This is a genomic window from Psychrobacillus sp. FSL K6-4615, from assembly GCF_038008225.1.
Taxonomy (GTDB): domain Bacteria; phylum Bacillota; class Bacilli; order Bacillales_A; family Planococcaceae; genus Psychrobacillus; species Psychrobacillus psychrotolerans.
The window spans coordinates 381,776-404,195 of sequence record NZ_JBBOYQ010000001.1 but is presented as its reverse complement, the minus strand read 5'-3'; the positions used below and the strand labels follow the sequence as shown (position 1 = coordinate 404,195).

The 22,420-nt window shown below is 36.0% G+C and carries 20 protein-coding genes and 1 other RNA gene; 13 read left to right on the top strand and 8 right to left on the bottom strand.

Annotation, left to right across the window (positions count from 1 at the left end; genetic code table 11):
- The first annotated feature begins 586 nt into the window (after positions 1-586).
- Positions 587-973: an SLAP domain-containing protein gene (locus MKX53_RS01985; RefSeq protein WP_340768089.1), complete on the top strand. Its 387-nt coding sequence runs from the start codon at positions 587-589 to the stop codon at positions 971-973.
- Between the two features lie 77 nt (positions 974-1,050).
- On the opposite strand, the gene MKX53_RS01980 is transcribed toward MKX53_RS01985, so the two are convergent.
- The 5 genes from MKX53_RS01980 to ssrS form a co-directional block, all read right to left on the bottom strand.
- Positions 1,051-2,241 (bottom strand): MFS transporter, encoded by a 1,191-nt coding sequence (locus MKX53_RS01980; RefSeq protein WP_340829256.1) that lies wholly within the window; start codon positions 2,239-2,241, stop codon positions 1,051-1,053.
- 9 nt (positions 2,242-2,250) lie between these two features.
- Positions 2,251-2,679: a MarR family transcriptional regulator gene (locus MKX53_RS01975; RefSeq protein ID WP_340908672.1), complete on the bottom strand. Its 429-nt coding sequence runs from the start codon at positions 2,677-2,679 to the stop codon at positions 2,251-2,253.
- Positions 2,680-2,832: 153 nt separating this feature from the next.
- Positions 2,833-3,438: a flavin reductase family protein gene (locus MKX53_RS01970; protein WP_340908670.1), complete on the bottom strand. Its 606-nt coding sequence runs from the start codon at positions 3,436-3,438 to the stop codon at positions 2,833-2,835.
- 168 nt (positions 3,439-3,606) lie between these two features.
- Positions 3,607-4,212 carry an NADPH-dependent FMN reductase gene (locus MKX53_RS01965; RefSeq protein WP_340768083.1) on the bottom strand — a complete coding sequence of 202 codons (606 nt, stop codon included), beginning with the start codon at positions 4,210-4,212 and terminating at the stop codon, positions 3,607-3,609.
- Positions 4,213-4,834: 622 nt separating this feature from the next.
- Positions 4,835-5,029, bottom strand: a non-coding RNA gene (gene ssrS / locus MKX53_RS01960) — 6S RNA.
- Between the two features lie 83 nt (positions 5,030-5,112).
- Between ssrS and MKX53_RS01955 the strand changes: the two genes are divergently transcribed.
- Complete coding sequence (locus MKX53_RS01955; RefSeq protein WP_340908668.1) at positions 5,113-5,910, top strand: S1C family serine protease; 798 nt, start codon at positions 5,113-5,115, stop codon at positions 5,908-5,910.
- Between the two features lie 171 nt (positions 5,911-6,081).
- Here MKX53_RS01955 and MKX53_RS01950 read toward each other — a convergent pair whose 3' ends face one another.
- The gene (locus tag MKX53_RS01950) at positions 6,082-6,846 is read right to left on the bottom strand and encodes a hypothetical protein (protein ID WP_340908667.1); all 765 of its coding nucleotides are present in this window, start codon (positions 6,844-6,846) and stop codon (positions 6,082-6,084) included.
- A gap of 26 nt (positions 6,847-6,872) precedes the next feature.
- Positions 6,873-10,691: a DEAD/DEAH box helicase gene (locus MKX53_RS01945; protein WP_340908665.1), complete on the bottom strand. Its 3,819-nt coding sequence runs from the start codon at positions 10,689-10,691 to the stop codon at positions 6,873-6,875.
- 262 nt (positions 10,692-10,953) lie between these two features.
- Between MKX53_RS01945 and MKX53_RS01940 the strand changes: the two genes are divergently transcribed.
- Entirely contained in the window at positions 10,954-11,337 is a 384-nt protein-coding gene (locus MKX53_RS01940; RefSeq protein WP_340908663.1) for a DUF485 domain-containing protein, read from the top strand.
- Complete coding sequence (locus tag MKX53_RS01935; protein WP_340908661.1) at positions 11,334-12,857, top strand: solute symporter family protein; 1,524 nt, start codon at positions 11,334-11,336, stop codon at positions 12,855-12,857. Before MKX53_RS01940 ends, MKX53_RS01935 begins: the two co-directional genes overlap by 4 nt.
- Before the next feature lie 61 nt (positions 12,858-12,918).
- On the opposite strand, the gene MKX53_RS01930 is transcribed toward MKX53_RS01935, so the two are convergent.
- Complete coding sequence (locus MKX53_RS01930; RefSeq protein ID WP_340908658.1) at positions 12,919-13,443, bottom strand: YhcN/YlaJ family sporulation lipoprotein; 525 nt, start codon at positions 13,441-13,443, stop codon at positions 12,919-12,921.
- A gap of 138 nt (positions 13,444-13,581) precedes the next feature.
- Between MKX53_RS01930 and MKX53_RS01925 the strand changes: the two genes are divergently transcribed.
- From MKX53_RS01925 to MKX53_RS01885, 9 genes are all read left to right on the top strand, one after another.
- Positions 13,582-14,751, top strand: a complete 1,170-nt coding sequence (locus MKX53_RS01925; protein WP_340908657.1) for a M20 family metallopeptidase — start codon at positions 13,582-13,584, stop codon at positions 14,749-14,751.
- A gap of 136 nt (positions 14,752-14,887) precedes the next feature.
- Positions 14,888-15,829, top strand: coding sequence for a DMT family transporter (locus MKX53_RS01920; RefSeq protein ID WP_340908656.1), 942 nt, complete (start codon positions 14,888-14,890; stop codon positions 15,827-15,829).
- 19 nt (positions 15,830-15,848) lie between these two features.
- Complete coding sequence (locus MKX53_RS01915; RefSeq protein ID WP_340908655.1) at positions 15,849-16,478, top strand: alpha/beta hydrolase; 630 nt, start codon at positions 15,849-15,851, stop codon at positions 16,476-16,478.
- Between the two features lie 243 nt (positions 16,479-16,721).
- Positions 16,722-17,345 carry a TerD family protein gene (locus MKX53_RS01910; RefSeq protein WP_340908653.1) on the top strand — a complete coding sequence of 208 codons (624 nt, stop codon included), beginning with the start codon at positions 16,722-16,724 and terminating at the stop codon, positions 17,343-17,345.
- A gap of 13 nt (positions 17,346-17,358) precedes the next feature.
- Positions 17,359-17,934: a TerD family protein gene (locus MKX53_RS01905; protein ID WP_093536175.1), complete on the top strand. Its 576-nt coding sequence runs from the start codon at positions 17,359-17,361 to the stop codon at positions 17,932-17,934.
- A 125-nt stretch (positions 17,935-18,059) separates the two neighbouring features.
- Positions 18,060-19,190, top strand: coding sequence for an HpcH/HpaI aldolase/citrate lyase family protein (locus tag MKX53_RS01900; RefSeq protein ID WP_340908651.1), 1,131 nt, complete (start codon positions 18,060-18,062; stop codon positions 19,188-19,190).
- Positions 19,147-20,499: a phosphoribosyltransferase domain-containing protein gene (locus MKX53_RS01895; protein ID WP_340908649.1), complete on the top strand. Its 1,353-nt coding sequence runs from the start codon at positions 19,147-19,149 to the stop codon at positions 20,497-20,499. The genes MKX53_RS01900 and MKX53_RS01895 overlap by 44 nt, the downstream gene beginning before the upstream one ends.
- Complete coding sequence (locus tag MKX53_RS01890; protein ID WP_340908646.1) at positions 20,499-21,617, top strand: cysteine protease StiP family protein; 1,119 nt, start codon at positions 20,499-20,501, stop codon at positions 21,615-21,617. Before MKX53_RS01895 ends, MKX53_RS01890 begins: the two co-directional genes overlap by 1 nt.
- Entirely contained in the window at positions 21,614-22,420 is an 807-nt protein-coding gene (locus tag MKX53_RS01885; RefSeq protein ID WP_340908644.1) for an HAD family hydrolase, read from the top strand. Before MKX53_RS01890 ends, MKX53_RS01885 begins: the two co-directional genes overlap by 4 nt.

The following is a 22,420-nucleotide window of genomic DNA, read 5'->3' as shown; positions in this document are numbered from 1 at the left end:
CTAAATTTCTCTTGGTGTATATACAACAATAAAGTAATACAAACTTAAATAATGTCGAATTCTGACATAAATAATCTGAATATTGAAAAATGATAAAAATAAACTATTTTTAGTATTTTTTCACTAGGCTAATAGTAATTACTTTGCAAGTTTAATATTCTAAAAAACACTTTTATAATCCACTTTTAACCATATATCTATTGATTTGGTAACTTTTTGTTTTTTTACGCCACTTTTTTTTCATTTTAAATAAATAATCAATTGTACCCGGTCGCAAAAAATGGGCAAGTCCCCTCATTTCTAACAACGTTTAATAATAGGTCTTTATTATCATAATTATTTTATTTAACCGTCATTTAAACCAATATCTACAGTGTTTCCCGATTTTTATTGAATATTTTTAATTTGAAAGTACAATATACTCATAAACTATTATAAACTAGTAGTCCTTAAGTTTTAACACTAATTAAATTCGCCAAATTGTCGAATAACTATGAGGTTATTTCAGCTCAAAATGAAAGATATTATTCTATTAAATTTATTGGTATGGTTAAGGAAGATGATATTAAATGGAGGAGTTTTGAATTTGCAAAGTTTACAATTTGAGGCATCATGGGAGAAGGCCATTGCTATCAATGACAGAAAACTGATAACCGATATTTTTCAAGTTAGCAGTAAAAAAGGTGAAGAGAGTATACAATTGGTACCCATTTGGGAAGCCATGAATTATAAAGGTGAGGTGTTGATCACTGTTCTTATTCACAACTTTACAGATACACCACATACTTTTCGACATCAAAAATTTACCTACCAGGAAAACGAAACAGTTGTTGCAGAACATATTTTCACTATTCCTCAGGTAGTTATTAAACCAAGAAACAGCATGCCTTGGACATTTATCTTTCCTATTGAAAGTTTACTACTGAAAAAAATCCATGGAAATGGAAAGTTAGAATGTAAACTAAACGATTGAGTATATTAAAAAATAGCGAAACGCCTAACGAATTGTACGTTAGGCGTTTTCTAGTTAATGCTTTTTGTAACAAAAACTTATACTATCTTCATCAATTCTCTATCTTTTCTTCCGTGTAATAAATAGTAAACGGGAATACAAATAACAATCACCGCAACCATTGCTACAAAGATTGTACGGTATCCAGTGTTAGGTACGATAAAACCTAAAATATATGGTCCTACCCCTAAACCAATATCAAATAAAATAAAATAAGTTGCAGTAGCCAAACCAAAACGATGGGGCTCTGTTACTTTAACTGCTATTGTTTGCGCCACAGAATTAAAGTTACCATAACCAATACCTATAAATGCGGCTGCAAGGAGTAACATCCACCCTGCTGAAGCCTGGCTAAACAACAGCATGCCAATAGCAAATAGAACAATACATGGGTATACGATTATGTTCGCACCTTTAGTATCCATTAGTTTACCTGTAAAGGGACGAGAAATAATAATAACAATTGCATACACTAAAAAGAAATAACTAGCGGCACTAACTAGATTAATGGACTCTGCATAGAATGACAAAAATGTCATAACGCCCGAATAACTAAACCCAATAATTAATGCCACAAATGAAATAGGCACTGCTTTCGGTTCGATAAATTGAGATAAAATGGAGCTTTTAACTTCTGTTTTCTCTGGTTGTTTAATTGGAGCTAATTTTAGTTTCACAGCTGCCAAAAATAATATACAGAGGATAGACAAAGCAAGGTTCATCGTGAACATGATTGTGAATCCATTTTCCATCTTCAATAGTAGAATCCCTATAAAAGGACCAATCGCAGTAGCTAGTACAGCGCTTAGACTAAAATAGCCAATTCCTTCTCCTTTACGGGCTCTCGGCAATATATGAGCCACAATGGTACCGGTAGCTGTACCTATAATTCCAACGGCAACCCCTTGTGCTAAACGGTTAACTAATAGTAGCGGGATACTGTTTGCTAAAAAGTAAAATAAGGAAGTAATAGTAAAGAAAGATAGACCTACCCACAATATAGTAGTCGGTCCTTTTATTCCGATGAAACGTCCAGCACCAAGTCTCCCTATTAATGAACCTATAATAAAAATACTAGATACTAAGCCTGCCGTACTGGTGGATGCCTCAAATTCCGATTTTGCATAAGATGCGATTGTTACAAGTAGTAAAAAATATACTAATGTCGCTAAAAAATTTATAGTTGAAACGATTATAAAATCCTTTGTCCAAAGTTTTTCCTTGTTCATAAACTACCACTACTTCCTAAAATTTTGCTGCAATTTTTCTAATACCTTTTCCACTACCTCACACTCTTCCTCCGTGATATCTACTAAAAGAGAAGCTTGAAAAGTATGTACTACTTTCTTTAATTGCTGATATTTAACTATGCCTTCCTCTGTTAAATGCATTACTTTTTTTCGTTTATCCGTACCGTAAACAACATATATTAGATGTTGGTCAATAAGTTTCTGAGCAAGCGCTGTTACAGATGGCTTCTCGACACTCCAGTAGAGGGCGATTTCTGAATTTGTCGCAGGTCCAACCTCAGAAATATATCTTATTAATCCCCATTGGGCTTCCGACATTTGATATGGGCCTAACACTTGCTGTAAACCATTCGCATAGGGTCTTTGCAGTATTTTAAATTTAGCAAACATCGAGTTCAGATGAGTATCCTCCTTCATATTATAAAACTAGTTAGTTAGCCTAATTAATTAAATATCATTTTAATGCATTTGTAAAGTATCTAATAATTCATTCAACAGCTGGTCGATTCATATAAAAAACACTCTCACCATTATTGGCAAGAGTGTTATTACAGTACATAATGAAATTCACTATTTAGGTCTTTCAAGAGAAAATATTTTACCAATTGTCGCATAGTTAGTTCCTGCTAAACGACTGACAGCATTTAAGCTTTTGGCATCTACCTTTCCATCTTCATATATTCCTTCATCAATATGAAACTGAACTACTTCCCCTATGAATAAATCACTACTAGGTTCTTCTCCACCTAGAGGAATTGCTTGTATTAGCCTGCACTCCATTCGAACCTTTGCTTCCATTATGCCCGGTACCGTAACATTATCGCTTGCTACCAAAGTTAGATTCGCTAATTCAATTTCACTTTCTGAAGCAGGCAATGAAGCTGCTGTTTCATTGATTTTCGCTACATTCTCATCATCGACAATATGGACAACAAATTGTTGGTTATCATAAATATTGCGAGCAGTATCTTTTACTCGACCACTTGGTCTTTGGATAGCTAGTGACACCATCGGCGGGTTGGACGAAACAATATTGAAATAACTAAATGGTGCTCCATTAACAATTCCACCACCCGATTGTGTAGTAACGAAAGCAATTGGCCTAGGAATAATAGAACCTATTAAAAGTTTATAATTCTCTCGCTCACTATTTTGTTTGGGATCAATCGAAATCAATAGTTTCAACTCCTCTATTAGCTGGTTGCAAGCACTTGAATGGGAATAAGTTCTGAGCAAAACTTTCAATCTATTTGATAACGTTTTGCACAAAATTTATTTAATAAATTATAAAATGTACATGCAAACATGTACATTTTATAATTTAGCGTTTTACAATATTAATAATTATTTACGAATTGTATTTAATGCTGTTGTCCAAGGGATAACTTGATCTAGCATTTGGTTTACTGAATCTGCTTGTACAGCAGCTGGTTTGAAGTCTGTACCATTTTCAAAATCTGTAAATAATGATAATGCTGGATGTACACGTACATGCGCTACTAATAATTCACTTAAAATGCCACGTAAATGTTCAGTTGCACGAGCTCCCCCAACTGAGCCATAAGATACGATCCCTGCTGCTTTGTTATTCCACTCTTCACGTAAATAATCTAAAGCATTTTTAAGTGCTCCTGTGATTGAGTGATTGTATTCTTGAACGATAAATACGAATCCGTCTTGTTTTGCAATAATTTCTGACCATGCTGCTGCACCTGATGCATCGCCGCCTGCTTCACCTAAAAGTGGTAGTTTATATTCTGCAATATCAATAATTGTATAGTTTGCATCTCCACGTTTATCAGCTAATTCTTTTACCCATGCCCCTACTTGTGGACTAACGCGTCCCTCACGTGTTGATCCTAAAATGATACCTATATTTAATTTTGTCATTGTTTTTTCCTCCTCTTGTTGTGGTTCCTGCGTTCCAAATAGTTTACTAAAAAAACTCAATTATTATTTCACCACCTTAGTAGCAAGTATTACTAAACTACTACCGTTTTTATTCAACAGATATTTAGTGAATATTTTACTAAGTAATAGCTTTACTTTTCCCTATAGTTTCTTAAAATAATCAAAAGAAGAGATAATTAAGAAAAATATACTCTATTTAATTTTGACTTTTATATCTCTAATTAATAAATCTTTAATTCGAGATAATAATATCATAAATCGAAAATTATTGTCAAATGAAGTGTTTTGAACTGCTCATTAAGGTTTGTTAAAATTTTCCCAACCTACCTAAACGTACCGCTCTGTGCAAGGTTTCTTTTGGCTATGATAGGAGCTTTCAAGCACACTTGCGTGGGTTTAGATGCTTATAGTTGCTATCCTTCTATAAAAAACACTCCTCCGTGATTGTCGAATGAGTGTTTTAGCGTTATTTTAGTAAGTCCATATATCGACTGTACACATATCTACCAAACCTGCGCAAAACCGCTTTTCTTCTTCCCTTAACTTGATGGTTTATTTGAATTTTCAACCCCAGAAACAACCCCATTTTAAAATCTACAAAAAAACACCCTTACCATTCCTGGCAAGGGTGCTCTATTAGTGTTGCTATATTAGACTTTTTAAGTAAGCCGCCTTTGCCGTACATTCATTAGAAAGTTTTAAACCACCACTCCTCAAAGTGGGTGTTCGCAGATACTATCCTGCATGTCCTTATTGTCTAAAAGAGAACAAGGCGTGTCATTCCAGCTCTATATAAAACTCCCTATTACAGCTTAAAGGTTAAAACTTAATATCCATACGTACAATGCAGCTTATGTTTATATAATATACTCTTCTCGATCAAATTTCAATGGAAATGATTTGGTATAATGTAAAAAGAGCTACAGAGGATGTGATGATGTGGACAAGGAATCAATAGAGAAAGAATTCGAAGACATTAGTGATGAAGAATTACAGATACTAGTTCTAGAAGCACAAAGAGAAGCATTAGAAAAAGAAGCGTTACAAAAAACAAGACCAAAACCGAAGCGACCTTTTCCAAAATGGATATTATGGACAATGGCTGTTGTCTTATTCATCAATACATTTGCAATCATTTTTCAGATCTATTCCATTCCAGCCATTGAATTTATCAAAACTTCCGCTAAGTTATCAGCACAGGAAGATATTGCACGATATAAGGAAGCCGTTGTTGTTGTTTTAACGGATGATAGCAAGGGAACTGGATTCTCTATTTCAAAGGAAGGACAAATTCTCACCAATTATCATGTAGTCGATGACAATAAAACCGTAATAGTCGGGTTTCCAGAAGCGGGACGTTTTAAAGCAGATGTTATACAAACCTATCCGTCTATAGATCTCGCAATTCTACAAGTAGATGAAAAAGACCTCCCTTATTTAGAGCTTGCAGAAAAACCATCTTACTCATTTGGTGATCCTATTACCTTTATCGGCAATCCACTTAAATTTACAGGTATTGCGAATGAAGGAACAGTAATCGATTTTTATCAGTTAAGTGATTGGGAAGTCCCTGTAATGATGATGGAAGCTCCAGTGTATAGAGGAAATAGTGGCAGCCCTGTATTGGATGACAAAGGGAAAGTAATTGGCGTTGTATTTGCTACACTAGATCATGATGAGTATGGTAAAGTCGGACTTTTTATACCGATTAAAGAGTATTATAATACCCAGAAATGATTACAGAAAGCCCGATTAGCATTGGTTCGCTAATCAGGCTTTTCCTGTTGCTCTCGTATAGGATTAAATTTCTCTCGTATAGAATGTGTCCCTCTCGTATAGGAATAAATGCCTCTTGTTCGTGCTAATTTCTCTCTTGTATAGCATTGAATCTCTCTCACATAAAAATAATCACGTACCCACATTTAAAAATTTCTCTCGCCAAATAACTCGTTCTTTTTCGTTCAACTCATTTTCGAGTGTTTCATCCCATTGGTCAAGAAATGTATTCCAGACTCGCGCGTATAGAAGATCCTCTGATGTATTGTATAAAATAAATTCAAAACAAGGAACATCATCTACATATAGTTCCGTATTGGATACAATTTCAGATACAACTGTTTGAAGATCTCCATCCACTTTTTCCATTCCATTTGCTTGAAGTGCATCAACTAGTACGTCTTCTTCCCATTTAAATCTTACTTTTTCCTCCGAGGCATATCGAAAAAGATTCAACGTTTCTTCGCCGTCCAATGCCGGTTTTATTTCTCCCTGTAAAAAAGTAGAGTGACTTGGGCTATAAAGTAAATTCTGGCTTTGGGCGTCTAGTTCTTCTTCAAATATTCCATCGTTGAGTTGTTTAAACCCTTTTTCAGTTAACGTATAAACTTGATTTTTTATTTCTATTAATTGAGTTCTCTTCATAATGTTGATCAAATCTTCCATAAATAACTGCTCCACAAGTAGTAACTCACTAATTTGCATAGCACTTGTTACTTTTGCTTTTTGACATGTTATCAACATCATTTTCATTAGAACATCCATTTTTATACGTTTTACAGGTTTATATTCCACTTCAATTGTATGAAGTGGAATCGTCCACGCTGTGGATGAAACTACTTTAGCTTGAACATTTTGTAGTAACTCTTTTTTGAGGCGTTTTTCTAGTTCAATCATTTTAATATACTCCTATAACCTAAACATTATTTCTTTCTGGCACCTTGAAAGTTAGTCCATCCGTTCTTATCTTTTACAATTTGAAGCAAGCGACCATACATTTCTCTAGAAGTTTTTTGTTTTGCTCGTTTAGTGAACATATCGGAGCTTCCTACTAAAACAAGCAGCTCTCTTGCTCTTGATAATGCCACATTTAAGCGACGGTAGTCATTAGCAAATCCAATGTCTCCACTCTTTTCTTGATTGTTCCTTACCATACTTAGTAAGATGACATCCATCTCCATCCCTTGAAACTTATCTACAGTTCCAGTTCGGAAGGTCAAATGAGTTAAGTTAACCTGCTGTTGTATAAGTCGATCAATTCGCTTGACCTGCTCTCCGTAAAAACTAATGACCCCAATACTTTTACGTTCATCAGGATTCATTCTTCCTTCTTTTTTAGCAATTGCCGTAGCCTCATTTAAATCTATTAGTACGTCACGAATAGTATCTAACTCCGCTTGGTTAAAACGACTTTTCCCATCCTTCATACGCTCTTCAAAATACGGTTTTTGGTTGGGCATATCTATCCATAACAGATGGTCTTTTCTATTCACGTAGCGCGATTCAAGTAGGTGGTCTCGGGCAGAATCTGAATCAACCAACCCACATTGGAGTCGATAATTCTCTTCCTCATAAAACGGAGTGATTGTCTGCATTATACTTTCATGCATTCTATACTGGATTGCTAGCATAGTTTTACTCGTCTTAGGTAAATTTTTGAATAACCGTTCAAATAATGATTCCTTTAAAAGTTTTTTTAACTCATCTTTTTCCTCTAGATTTTCACTTTCTTCTAGTATAGCCTGTAGTGTTTCATCTAGAGTATCCTCTCCAACAAGAGGTGGTAGCTGATGATGATCACCAACTAGAATAACTTTCTTGCCTTTTAACATTGGTAAAAGCAATTCAGGTGGAGTTGCTTTAGAAACTTCATCTATTATAACTACATCAAAAACAGGGTAGTTTTCCATAAATTCTTTACGCGCAGATGCAACACATGTTGTTCCAATAACATTGGCATGACGAACATATAACTTACGAATTTCATCTAAATCGTGGTCATTCGCATCCTTTAATAGTGAGTGCCAGTCTTTTTGCACTGTTTGCGTAATTGGAAGGCGATCCTTCTCTAGTTGAAGCTTTACTATTTCTTCTTTAGTCTCTTTTATCGTTTCCCCTACTTTATCGAATGCATGTTCAGGGTTTTGAAGTATAATTTCATCTAAAGCTTTTAGTTTGCGCTCTTGCTCTAAACCATCTGCATTCACTTGTTTAATTTTTTGATCGTTGTCTTGGAGAATAGCTTGTTTTCCCTCTAGTTCCTTGGTTAGCTGTTGAAAATGATTCTTTTTCATTTCCAGTTGTTCCATATAACTTATAACCGTTTCTTCCGTTTTCTTCAATTTGGCAAGAGAGACTTCGATTTCCGATTTCCTGCCCCTTAAATCCGAGTGTATCAAGAGTAGATTGGTTGTATCGATCTCCGTCTTTAGCTCATTCACTGTCTTTTGAAGAAACTCTAGTTGTTTCTTTTCATTTATGGTTTTATTAGCTATATCAGTTTGAAGATGTTGAAGTGATATAAACTCTCTATTGCTATCACTGAGCACTTGTGACTTAATCGTTTGAAACTTAGTAATGGAACTATTTTTTACTAACTGAATCATTGATTTCTGCTTTATCACAAATTTTTCTCTTACATATAATCCTTCCAGTAATATAGCTAACTTTTCGGTTGTTAGTTCATCATCACCCGTCATAATGTGCTTCATCCGATTCATAAACTGATGAATTTCTTTTACCGTATATTCAGTATCAAACAAAATACCGCTTCTTCCCATGTTGTTTTTTACATTTTCAACAGGGAATTTATACTTGAGAAGTAACTTTTCTACATAATCTATAGCAGCGTGTAAGCGAGAGTTTAAATCTTGCCAATCATTGAATGCTTTAATTTTGTCTATTAGCTCATCTAATTCAGCCATCTGTTGCTGTAGTTGCGATGATAGTTCTATTCCATACTCTTTCATTGTACTTTTCAGCTGATCTATCTTCTTGATAGAATCTATATCAGTCTTTAACGTTTCAAGATGATTTAACTTTGTCAGTACGGTTTGATACTTCTCTCTATATGTTTCTACATTTGTTTCTGTTTGTTGCAGGGACGCTATCGTATCCTTATATACAAGGTGATTTTGAATTCCCTTTATCTCTACCATAAGAGAGTCTATTTCGGTGACAAGTTCTTGCTTAGTCGGATTAGACACAAGGAATTGCTCCATAGTATTTACTTCATGCGCTAAAGCTTCCGACTTTACTCGTACTTCGTATAGTCTTGATTCTAGCTCTTCATGATCTTTTTTTAATAAAACCAATGCTTTTTTTAACTTTTTAATCTCTTCTATTCCTAACTCGTACTCCACTTTTGCTTCTGCTTTTTGTTCAATAGCTTTTTTCAATAAAATTTGTTCTTTACTAAGTTCCTCAATTTGAAGCTTACATCCAGCTATTTGTTTAAGGAGCTGACCTTCTCTTAAAGAGTGTTCATCCAACTCTTTTTGTAAGGCAGATAAAGTTTGTTCTTTCCAATACTGCCCCACGTTTTCTTCGATAAACCTTTTGCCCTCTTCTTCAATACTTTCTGTCCTACCGAATCGCAGAATACGAATTTCTTTGTTTGAAAGTAATCTACTAAGTGCATTGTCTACTGCTAAATTAGATTGAGACGCTACAAGAGTACGTAACCCGGCCTTTGCATTTTGTTGACATATTTCAGAGATGACTGTTGTTTTTCCAGTGCCAGGCGGACCTTGAATTACATATAAATCTTCCGCTGACATCGCACCAATTACCGCTTCTTGTTGGAATTCGTTTAGCTGGTTATGGAATTCTAATTCTTTACGCTTTGCATTCACACGAATGGTTGGCCGATCTTCGAATAAAATTTTCTCGAGATTTGGATTGGCAGCTAACCCATTTTGTAAATCTTCAAATCCCTTCCGTAGACGTCTAATTTGACTGAGGGAGGCGAAATTACTAAAAACTGCCTCTTTCGATTTGGGATTCCATTGATTTTTCCTTGCAAGTTCTCTATATTTTGGCTTTATTTCTATTTCAATTGTTTGTTTTGCTCGATCTGATTTCAATATATCGCCTACGTCATTTTGGAAACCTTTTAACGTTACACTAAGACCTCTTAAGTTTTTCCATTCGTTCGCATTCATCGTACAGCCTTGCAAGCTCATACGACTAAAATCTGCATTGAAGATAAGTTTAGAGTATGGACTAGTTATATCCGCAATATCTGCATTACGCTCTTGAATCTTCAAATAACCTTCCCAACTAGAAATTCGTTTTTTTACATACTCTGAACGCTCTTCTGCTACAGGGAGTTCTTGAATTTTTGTATGCAATGCTAGCGGCATGCCTGCACCATTATTTTTAGCAGTAACAAATGTTAAATTGACCGGGAGACGGCGATTAGTACGAACAGGAACCTTCGGACCTCTCACATAAAGACCCGTTGCAAGTAAACCGTCTTTTTGCAGGATACACTCCATCACTACTACACGGTTATCCATTTTTTCAGCGAGCTTATTGTTTGCTACATTATCAAAATATATGGACAGTGATGTATTTCCATGATTATTTACTGGGCGCTTTTCAATATGTACTTCAAAAGAACTCTGTATGTTAAAAAAGGCATGTTCATCAGTTGACCATTCCTGAATTCCTTTGCGCGCTTTATTAGTAATCATTAAATTACAGCGCAATGTCTTAACTAAGGTTGCTGATTGGCTCATGAACAAACCTCCTTCTTTATCGTAAGTAAATACGTAATTTATTCAACTTATCTATGTTATCATTTTTAGCTGAGAAATTGCATAATCCGACTTATCTATCTTTCGCTAATACTATTTTTAAATAATATCAATAGGAGTTATGACATAAATATGAATATTTTGTGAATTAATAATTGCTTACTCTATTAATCTTTATTATGATAGATTTACAGTTTTTAGATAGAAAATTCTAAAAATTGAATATAATTTAGGAGGAACGTGCATGGCGATTAAGACCGAAACTGCTTTAAATAAGACGAAACCTCTAGATAAAAAGAAAACAATACCCCAAAAAGGGGGTCCGCCTAATTATTCTGCGATTGCAGAAAGTACAGAGTTCAAATCCCTGAAAAGAAAGAAAAACAAATTTATTTTACCAATAACAATATTTTTCTTACTGAGTTATATTTTGCTTCCCATTTTGACTTCTTATACGACTATTTTAAATAATAATGCATTTGGTGACATCGCTTGGGTTTGGATTTATGCTCTTTCACTCTTTGTAATGACATGGGTATTATGCATGGTTTATGTCCGCCGTGCCAATGATTTTGATAAAGAAGCAGAGATTATTTTTGAAAAAGAAAAGGCTGGTGACTATAAATGAATGTAATAGGATTGGCATTTTTTGTAGCAATAGTTGGACTAACTTTATTTGTTACATATATAGCCTCCAAGCGTACAAACTCAGCCAGTGAATTTTATACAGCTGGTGGCGGATTAACTGGCTGGCAAAATGGAATTGCGATTGCTGGAGATTACTTATCCGCTGCTTCTTTCTTAGGTATCGCAGGCGCAATCGCACTTTTCGGTTTTGATGGTTTCTTTTACAGCATTGGTTATTTAGTAGCTTACTTGGTTGTGTTATATATTGTAGCTGAGCCACTACGAAATCTCGGGAAATATACTCTTGCAGATATGATTACTGCTAGGTTCGATCAAAAGAAAATTCGTGCAGCGGCTGCTATAAGTACATTAACTATTGTTTTGTTTTATATGATTGCACAGCTTGTAGGTGCAGGTGCACTTATTCAATTATTATTAGGAATCGATTATTGGGTTGCTGTTCTTTTAGTCGGTGTCATGATGACTATTTATGTACTATGGGGTGGAATGGCTGCAACTAGCTGGGTACAAATCATAAAAGCTGCCTTGTTGATGGTCGGCACTGTTCTTATTTCCGTCCTAGTATTGTGGAAATTCAACTTTAATATTCTAGGCATGTTTACAGAAATGAAATCCATAACCGCTAATGGTGAAGCATATTTACATCCTGGTGTGAAATATACAAACGGACTAGATACGATATCTATGATGATTGCATTAGTGCTAGGAACTGCTGGTTTACCACATATTCTAATGCGTTTCTTTACTGTAAAAGATGCAAAAACGGCTCGTAGCTCCGTTGTTTACGCTACTTGGATTGTAGGGATCTTCTATGTATTAACTATTTTCTTAGGATTTGGTGCTGCTGCATTTGTAGGTTCTGATGCAATCATAGCAGCTAATCCGGCTGGAAATATGGCTGCTCCTTTATTAGCACAGGCTTTAGGTGGAGATATTCTAATGTCGTTTGTCTCAGCAGTTGCATTTGCTACAATCTTAGCCGTTGTAGCTGGCTTGGTGCTTTCAGGAGCATCCGCTTTTGCACACGATTTATATGGACAAATTTTCAAAAAAGGTAAAGCAACAGAAAAACAACAAATGAACGCTGCGCGTCTTGCTTCTGTTGGGGTTTCTGCTTTCTCTATACTGCTAGCACTCGGTGCACAGTCCATGAACGTGGCATTCCTAGTTTCTCTTGCATTTTGTATTGCAGCAAGTGCAAACCTCCCAGTAATCATTTATACAATTTACTGGAAAAACTTTAATACCACTGGTGCTTTGACCGCTATAATCACTGGTCTCCTTTCCGCTCTTATACTTGTAGCATTAAGCCCTAACTTATGGGCTGCGGACGGTTCAATGGCCTTTACCGGGGAAGCTCTTTTCCCACTCACCAATCCTGCTTTAGTTTCAGTTCCTCTCGGATTCTTAGGTGGATGGATTGGCACACTTTTTGGGGCTCGAGCAGATCAACGAAAATATGCAGAAGTAGATGTAAAAGCAAATATTGGATTGAAGTAATGCATTATAATGAACGTGAAAAAACCGATTCCTCATGGAAATCGGTTTTTTTCTTTCAAAATTACTTAGCTTGGTCTGGAAATACTCTTTCTACCGTATCTGTAAATTCATCGAAAAAGCCTTCAATTGGCTCATCTGCTCTAATTCTGTCGCCATAGTCTTTAAATTGCTTAGTAAAATCAGGATTTGCAGATACATAAACATTATTGAAATCACCATTTTCTGCTTTTGCTGCATCTGAAATCTTAGTTTTTAACTCCTCTGACTCATCTACGCCTTCCTTAAGCTCTACAGCTACGTATGCATTATTATCTGTGACAAGCACACTTGCTGATTCAACTTCTTCTAACTCTGTAATTTTATCTGCTACTTCATCCGCTACCTCTACTTTTTGTCCCTCAGTTTCGTTCGTAACATCTCCATTTGTAGTATCTTCATCTGTTCCATTCATGTCTTCATCTACCATATCGGTGTTTTCTGTTGTTTTATCTGTCCCATTGTCTTTCGCTTCATCATTATTATTACCACAGGCAGTCAGTAATCCGATGAGAAGCATCATAAATACTAGTTTGAGTAATCTATTCACTTTTTCTTTCCTCCTTTTGATTTGCTATAAAAATAGCTTGGTCTATTTAATGTGAAATATGCGTAAGTTCATAAAAATGACTTAAATCTCTGATATACTTTGTTTATTGAAAAATCAGATAAGGGGAGATTATTAAAAATGAGTATGGATATTATTAAACAGCTTGAGGCATCATACGATGAAATGGTCAGTATTCGGCGTTATTTACATATGCATCCGGAAGTTTCGTTTCAAGAAGTCGAAACAGCAAAATATATACAAAAATTCTATACAGAATTAGAAATACCTTTCCAGGCAAATGTGGGCGGCAATGGGGTTGTTGCAAGAGTAAAAGGTACTTTACCAGGCAAAACTGTTGCATTGCGAGCAGACTTCGATGCTCTTCCCATCCAAGACGAAAAAAATGTCCCTTATAAATCAACCGTTCCAGGAGTCATGCATGCTTGTGGTCACGATGGACATACCGCTGCGTTACTAATACTTGCTCGGACGATAAATGAATTTAAAGATCAACTAGCAGGTGAATATGTATTTATCCATCAGCATGCGGAAGAATATGCTCCTGGTGGTGCTAAACCAATGATTGAGGCTGGTTGTTTGGAAGGTGTAGATGTTATTTTTGGCACCCATTTATGGTCTCAAACGCCTCTCGGTACCATTGAATATAAAAGTGGCCCCATTATGGCAGCAGCAGATCGTTTTTCAATCACTATCCAAGGAAAAGGGGGCCATGGTGCAAATCCACACGACACAAAGGATTCTATCGTAGTTGCCTCACAGTTAGTTGTAAACTTACAGCAATTAGTTTCTAGACGAGTAAATCCTACTGAATCCGCAGTGCTTTCTGTAGGATCTTTCATCGCTGATAACGCATTCAATATTATTGCAGATACGGTGAAAATGACCGGTACCGTTCGCACATTTAAACCTGACGTTAGAGATTTAATGGAAAATGAATTAAAACGCGTCTTAGAAGGCAACTGCTATACAGCGGATTGCTCTTATTCTTTCCTATATGAAAGAGGCTATCCTCCTGTAATTAATCATTTAGAAGAAACAGACTATGTTGCAGAAATCGCTAGAACTGTTCCAGGAGTAAGCGAAGTGATTGAATCTGAGTTATTGATGATCGGTGAGGACTTTGGTTATTACCTAGAAGAAATTCCAGGTACTTTCTTCTTTACGGGGGCCATGCCGGAAGGAGATGTTTTCCCACATCATAGCCCCAAGTTTGATTTTGATGAACGTGCAATGTTAGTAGCTGCTAAAACGTTAGGAATTGCTGCGATTAACTACCATATGAAGTGAAACAAGACCTGAGAATCTAGCCGATTCTCAGGTCTTGTTTTCGCTTGTTGATAGCACCTATTGTACGAATGATAAAATTATTGTAGGATTAGTTGTTTGCAGGATTAAAGATTTTTTAAACCGATTAGGAAGTTTGGTGAAATATTTGAATACAAAAGCGTTAATACTGGCATTATTTTCAGTAACTATTTGGGGTTCTTCGTTCGCCTCAATTAGTGCTAGCTTGCAGGGAGGATATACTGCAGGGCATTTAATATTAGTTCGATTTTTGATTGCTTCTATTATATTCTTTATTATTGCCTTGTGGCCTGGAGTCCAATTTCGATTACCTCACAAGGAAGATCTATTTAAAATAGTCATTCTCGGCTTGATCGGGATTAGTGTATACCATCTATGTGTTACATTTGGGCAACTATCGATATCTGCAGGAACCGCAGGTATGCTAATTGGTTCCGCCCCTATCTTCACAACTATTATTGCGATCATCGTATTAAAAGAACGACTCGGCAGAATTGGTTGGTTTGGATTAGCATTTGGATTTGTCGGCATCCTAATGATTGCTTTAGGGACAGGTGGAGGATCTTTAGGTATCTCACCAGGAGTATTTCTCGTTATTATGGCAGCCTTTTCTACCGCAATATTTTTTGTTTATCAGAAACCTTTATATAAAAAGTATACTGCCATTGAATTGACTGCCTACTTTACTTGGGTAGGTACGATACCTTTTTTATTCTTTGCACCTGGACTTCTCGAGGGAATACAACACGCAACGTTAGAGGCTAATATCTCTGCAGTCTATATAGGGATATTCCCAACTGCAATTGCTTATTTAACATGGGCCATGGCGCTGTCTTATAGTGAGGCAAGCGCCGTTTCAAATTCATTGTATTTGGAGCCAGTCGTTGCAATTATTGTGACGTGGATTTGGTTGCAGGAGCTACCTTCTGCCCTATCTATTGGTGGAGGATTCGTAGCTATTGCAAGTGTCATTCTTGTAAATATGTACGGCAAAAAACATCAGTTAAAGCTCTCACCACAAGCTTCGCCCCCTACCTATGATAAGATAGACATACTCTAATTGAAGGGAAGTATAATATATGAAATCTCCTTTTACATTTAACCATACGGCACCTAACAATGCTGATCAAAAACAACCAGCCTTATTTTTACTACACGGTATGGGGAGTAATGAAGAAGATTTACCTCAGCTAGTAAAGGAGTTTAAAAATACGCATCATATTTTTAGCTTACGGGGTCCTATCGTACATAAACCTGGCTATTCATTCTTCCTGATTGAAGAAATAGGGAAGCCTATAAGAGATGTATTTGATAAAGTTGTCACGCATCTTCAAGCTTTCATTCGAGAAGCAATAGTTGAGTACAACTTAGATCCTAAGGACATTACAATACTAGGCTTTAGTCAAGGTGCTATCCTTGCTCAAACAGTAGCACTAACAATGGGACCTGAAATCAGTAAAGTGGTCGCATTAAGTGGGTATATACCTGATTTTGTAAAAACAGAATATAGTAAGCAAACCACTACTCACTTATCCATATTTATATCTCATGGGGACTATGATTACGTAATTCCATCACAATGGGGACAAGGTAGTAAGGAGTATTTCGAAACTACGGGAGCCAATGTGACTTTTAAAACGTATACTGATGGGCACGGAGTAACCCCAGAGAATCATCAAGACTTACTAGAGTTTTTAAATAAGAACTAATAATAATAATAATAATAGAGGAGAAGCGATATGTTGCCAGAAACATATTGCTTCTCCTCTACTTTTATTACGAATGCATCATTCCATTTATATTAACTAGATGTATATCATTCAACATAATAGCTAAAGGTGAAAAATTCTGATAAAATTACACTATCCTCTGCTAATAAAAGCTTTGGTTTTTGAAACTTATTACAGCATTTCGTCGTATATATTATATGACTAGAAAATGGAGGTAAAGAAATGGGTATTAATTTAGTTAAAGGTCAAAAAATTGACTTAACAAAAGGCAGATCTTCCTTATCTGGTGTTATGGTCGGATTAGGTTGGGATCCAGTTGTAAAAGAAAAGAAAAAAAGCGGATTTTTAGGTGGACTATTGGGTGGTGGCGGCAGTGCTGCTGGCGCTGAAATAGATTGCGATGCCTCCGTAATACTTTTAGATGAAAAAGGTAAATTATTATCTAAAGAAAACTTAGTCTATTTTGGAAACAAAACTAGTAAAGATGGCAGTGTTGTCCATTCCGGCGATAACCGTACTGGTGATGGCGATGGTGACGATGAAGTAATAAATGTAAACTTAAGTGCTATTTCACCTTCTGTACATAAGTTGGTGTTTGTAGTTAATATTTATCAAGCAGCACAAAGAAAACAAGATTTTGGGCTTATTCAAAATGCCTTCATCCGCTTAGTAGATAGCGGGAGTAAAGAAGAATTGATACATTATAACTTGACGGAAAGCTACGCTGGGAAAACTTCCTTGTTCCCTGGTGAACTATATCGTCATGGATCAGAATGGAAGTTCTCCGCAATTGGCGAAGGTACAGCAGATTTAGATATCGGTTCTATAGCAAACAAATACTTATAAGGAGTGGTTATTAATGGGTATTAACTTATCAAAAGGACAAAAGGTAGATTTAACAAAATCGAACCCAGGCTTAGTAAATGTAACAGTTGGATTAGGTTGGGACACTAATAAATACGATGGCGGGAAAGACTTTGACTTAGACTCATCCGTATTCCTTCTAGGCAGTAATGGAAAATGCGCTACTGAAGCAGACTTCATCTTCTATAATAATGCGACTGGTGGTAATGGTTCTGTCGTTCATACAGGAGATAACCGTACAGGTGATGGAGATGGCGATGACGAGCAAGTGAACATAAACTTATCCACTGTACCATCATCTGTTGATAAAATTGCTTTTAGTATCACTATTCACGATGCAGAAGACAGAGGTCAAAACTTTGGTCAAGTAAGTAATTCATATGTACGTATTTTAAATGCAGATACACAAGAAGAGATAATTCGCTATGATCTTGGGGAAGATTTCTCCATTGAAACTGCAGTTGTTGTCGGTGAGTTATATCGCCATAATAACGAATGGAAATTCAACGCAATCGGAAGTGGATACCAAGGCGGTCTTGGAGCATTAGTTTCAGATTTCGGCTTGAATTAATAACTTCTCTCAAAAAGCAAGGGCATGCTACCTTGCTTTTTGTTTTAGGTTTTAGTATCTGAAGAATGCCGAGGTATTTGGGTATACCTAATAACTCCCCTTCTTCATTCTTAGGAGTGGAAAATATGAGACAATTCAGAGGGGTTAGTGAGAAAGAGATACGTCAATTCTTTCATATACCACCTAGCGACTTCTCCAGCAATATGGAGAGAAAAAAATTAGGGATGGCTATGGGAGCAGCTTTATACTTACCAGGTTCAATGCCCAATTTCACCTATAAACTATCGAATAATAATTTAAAGAACTTAACTAGCGCGATCATTTGTTTAGAAGATGCTGTTTCCGATTCAGAGCTTTTAGACGCAGAACTAAATGTTGTAAATGAATTAAAGTCAATGGAACAGAAAGTACAAAATGGCTCACTAGATACACATGAGATTCCTCTCTTATTTATCCGAGTAAGAACCGTTCAACATTTAGACAAAATAGCTTCTTTATTAGGGAGTACCATTCGCTTTATTACAGGAATTGTCCTTCCAAAGTGTACTTCTTCTAATGCAACAAACTTTTTTTTATGTCTACAAAATTTAAACTGTCAACACTCTATTCATTTATATGCACTACCTATTTTAGAAACAAAAGAAATTATTTACACGGAGACTAGAGAACAAGAACTTTCCAACCTATATACAGTTTTCAAGCAATTCGAGGAACTTATACTGACTATACGGGTTGGTGCGACGGATTTTACTAGCCTATTCAGTCTACGACGACCAGGAAACAGAACAATATATGAGTTGCTACTCATTACAAACTGTTTGACCGATATACTTAATAAATTCAATCGCAAAGAGGATAACTTTGTTGTTTCTGGTCCAGTTTATGAATACTTTGAATCTCAGGATTCTTTTCGTCTATTCAATGATCCAAATAGTATAGAGTCTATTCTCTGGGCTGAGGTTCAGCAAGACCTTTTAAATGGTTTTTACGGTAAAACCTGTATTCATCCTTCTCAGGTTAATATTGTAAATAGCGGATATATAGTACCTAAAGAGTTATTTGAAGATGCGTGTTTAATCTTAGAAAATGAATCCAGTACAAACGGAGTTTTGCGAAGTTCTGCTAGAAACAAAATGAATGAGGTAAAACCTCACTATAGCTGGGCTAAAAAGATTATTGCCCAAGCAGAAATCTATGGGGTGTTAAAAGAACATGTTACATCACTCGACTTCCTTCAATACATTAAAAACTTATAATTTACACGGAGATTTGAAACTAGAAATCGACATTAAAGATAATCCATATAATTTCTCTCCGGAATCTCTTTTCCAAATGGCTGTGAGAATAAACAAAAAACGACAATTTTTATTCGTAAGTCGACTCCTCGGAAAACACTTAGCAGTGGATCCAGCCATTTCACTTGGAACAGGCACTATTTTAGCTTCTATGCTTATGGAGGATGAAGGTTTAGACGGTCATCCATTAGTAAATGAAATTATTCAAATGATTAATTCAGAAATTCCAAATCGACAACTGAGCTTGGACTCTCTCGCATATAAAACTGAATTACCAAACAAGACCGTATTCATTGGATTTGCTGAAACGGCAACTGGCCTTGGCCATGCAGTATTTCATCACTTTGAAAATGCTCATTACATCCATACTACTAGAGAAGAAATCCTACATATGGAACCTTCCTTTTACTTTGAAGAAGAACATTCCCATGCAACATCTCACAGTGTTTATGCACCTGAACAAACATTAAAGGAAGCAGAAACTATTGTGTTAATAGATGATGAAATAACGACTGGTCTTACACTGTCCAATTTAATCGTTGCATTAAATGTCTCTTTTCCTGGTAAACGGTATAAAATCCTCTCTATTTTGGACTGGAGAACCGAAGCACATCAACAAGATTTTATCCACCTCATGAACACACATAATATTTCTGCAGATGTTATTACTTTTATGGGTGGTCAATTTAAACTGCTCAATGAAGCAATGATTGAAGAAAAAGAAACCCTCTTTTTAGACGATCAGCAATCACATACTGTGTTTGCTGATGAAGAATTAGCTTTAGAAATTACTTCTAAATATCAGAGTGAACATGGTAGCTACTGCAACTTCACGGGAAGATTTGGTTTAGCAAGTGATCTTCATGTAGAAATGGATGGTTGGATAGAAAGATTTATCAATAAGCTCCCGAATCTAGACAGGGATAAATCTACTTTAGTTATAGGTATTGGGGAAAACATCTATTTCCCACTTAGATTTGCACTCACCTTTGGTAATAACACTAAAGTACAAACTACGACACGAAGCCCAATCTTAGCAAAAACCGATGAATTATACCCTATCCAGCATAAGTGTAAATTTAGTTTGCCGGATTCCAATGGTATTGATCAATATCTATATAATCTGTCGGAAACAAATTGGGAGCAAATTATTGTTATTTCTGAATCAGTTCAGAACCCTGTTACTTGGTTCCCTCTTCTCTCCCATTTAGAGACGTTAGCACCTGTTTCATGGTTGTCTCTCACTATGCCAGTTAGAGGTGAAATATAATGGTTTTTAATACAGATGGATTGGTTAAATCGAGTTACCCTTCAGAAGATATAACTTTTTTACTGAAAGATTTATCAAATGTTCAAATTGAGTCTTCCGTAGAATCTAGAGAACAATTATTCCAAAGAGGTAGTCACTACTCCGAATCTTTACCTATTGAAAATCGACCGACATCTGAGTATACAGAGCTATACCAACAAGCTTTGCATGATTCGGCAGATCATATCGCACAATTAGTAGGGGTTTTAAGTAGACGGGTTAGAAAATTTGCAGGTACAGATGACATAGTAATTGTTTCCCTTGCAAGAGCAGGAAGTCCAATCGGGATTTTAATGAAACGATATGCGGAAAAGTATTTGAAACTTAAGTGGCCCCACTTTAGTATATCTATACTAAGAGGAAGAGGAATAGATGAGCAGGCTGTTCGCACTATTAGAGAGCTTCACCCAAAAAGTCATATACAATTCGTCGATGGTTGGACAGGGAAAGGCGCTATTCAAAATGAGCTAACAAAGTCCATTCAAAAGTTAAATGCAACCTATAATAACCTTAACTTAAATGATGACCTGGCAGTTTTAACAGACCCTGGCGAATGTGCTACCTTATTCGGTACTAGAGAAGACTTTCTAATCCCAAACGCTTGTTTGAACTCAACAGTCTCTGGATTAGTTAGTCGAACTGTACTAAATAATGCTTTTCAAGCAACAGATGATTATCACGGAGCAAAGTATTACGCTAACTTGGAAGAAGTGGATGTATCCAATGAATTCATCGCTAATATCTCCAGTCGATTCCAAGAGCAAGAACTTACTATTAAAGAACTTAGCAAAGAGTTTCCCATTAAAAACGAACGAACTTGGAGAGGCATGCAAGAAGTAGAAGCGATTGCTCACAAGTTCTATAGAAATGCTGATATTAGTAAAGTAAAGCCAAGTGTAGGAGAAACGACTAGAGTGTTATTAAGAAGGAAGCCTTTTAAAATATTACTTAGTGATGATAAACACCCATCTCTACGTCATATCCTTCTATTATGTAAGGAAAAAAATATTCCTACAGAAATTGTACCTGGGCTTTTTTACCTTGCCATCGGACTGATAGAATCGGAGGATCGGCTATGACAATCCTATTTGCTAGTGATTTAGATCGAACACTTATATATAGTAAAAATTCACGTGGCCAAGAAGTTAGCGAACAAGATTTTACAGCTGTAGAATGGGTAGAAGAAAAAGCCACTGCATTTATGACCAATAAAGGGCTTCAGCTATTTAAGGATATTTCCCCCTCTATTACCTTTTTGCCCGTAACAACTAGAACAGCTGAACAATACAATCGAATTACTGGATTATTTCATACAGTAGAAAAACCCAAATATGCAATTGTATCCAACGGAGCAGTCATATTAGAGGACGGTAAACCCCTTAAAAAATGGTCAGATAAAGTTATTGCTCAAATGCAGCATAATCGTACCTCCATAGAAGACGTACTACCCCAACTCGATACCTATACAAAAAACAAATTTGTTCTTAAAGTGATGCAAGCAGAATCATGGTTTGTGTACTTAATTATTGATGAACAAGCATTTTCAATCGAAGATTTTGAAAATCTTTCGCAAATCTTCTATCAGCAAGGTTTCACTCTTTCCCACCAGGGGAGAAAAGTATATATCATGCCAACCTGCATAAACAAATCTACAGCTCTTCAATTTGTAAAAGAGCGAATTGCTGCAAATACAGTAATTGCCGCCGGAGATTCCATGCTCGACTTCGATATGGTTTTAAATGCCGATTATGGCTTTATCCCCTCTCACGGCGAAGCAATCCATAAAGGCGGACATCTCCCCTCTCACGTTTCTATAACAAATCATGCAGGGGTATTAGCTGGAGAAGAAATATTAAAAAAGGTAAGCGATTATTTGTTATAA

Bases quoted from the DNA above. Each gene is read 5' to 3' on its own strand.
- MKX53_RS01975 (WP_340908672.1), bottom strand. From the start codon at position 2,679: ATGAAGGAGGATACTCATCTGAACTCGATGTTTGCTAAATTTAAAATA.
- MKX53_RS01905 (WP_093536175.1), top strand. From the start codon at position 17,359: ATGGGTATTAACTTATCAAAAGGACAAAAGGTAGATTTAACAAAATCG.
- MKX53_RS01895 (WP_340908649.1), top strand. From the start codon at position 19,147: ATGTTACATCACTCGACTTCCTTCAATACATTAAAAACTTATAATTTA.
- MKX53_RS01885 (WP_340908644.1), top strand. From the start codon at position 21,614: ATGACAATCCTATTTGCTAGTGATTTAGATCGAACACTTATATATAGT.
- MKX53_RS01940 (WP_340908663.1), top strand. From the start codon at position 10,954: ATGGCGATTAAGACCGAAACTGCTTTAAATAAGACGAAACCTCTAGAT.
- MKX53_RS01945 (WP_340908665.1), bottom strand. From the start codon at position 10,691: ATGAGCCAATCAGCAACCTTAGTTAAGACATTGCGCTGTAATTTAATG.
- MKX53_RS01980 (WP_340829256.1), bottom strand. From the start codon at position 2,241: ATGAACAAGGAAAAACTTTGGACAAAGGATTTTATAATCGTTTCAACT.
- MKX53_RS01925 (WP_340908657.1), top strand. From the start codon at position 13,582: ATGAGTATGGATATTATTAAACAGCTTGAGGCATCATACGATGAAATG.
- MKX53_RS01890 (WP_340908646.1), top strand. From the start codon at position 20,499: ATGGTTTTTAATACAGATGGATTGGTTAAATCGAGTTACCCTTCAGAA.
- MKX53_RS01910 (WP_340908653.1), top strand. From the start codon at position 16,722: ATGGGTATTAATTTAGTTAAAGGTCAAAAAATTGACTTAACAAAAGGC.
- MKX53_RS01950 (WP_340908667.1), bottom strand. From the start codon at position 6,846: ATGATTGAACTAGAAAAACGCCTCAAAAAAGAGTTACTACAAAATGTT.
- MKX53_RS01900 (WP_340908651.1), top strand. From the start codon at position 18,060: ATGAGACAATTCAGAGGGGTTAGTGAGAAAGAGATACGTCAATTCTTT.
- MKX53_RS01935 (WP_340908661.1), top strand. From the start codon at position 11,334: ATGAATGTAATAGGATTGGCATTTTTTGTAGCAATAGTTGGACTAACT.
- MKX53_RS01915 (WP_340908655.1), top strand. From the start codon at position 15,849: ATGAAATCTCCTTTTACATTTAACCATACGGCACCTAACAATGCTGAT.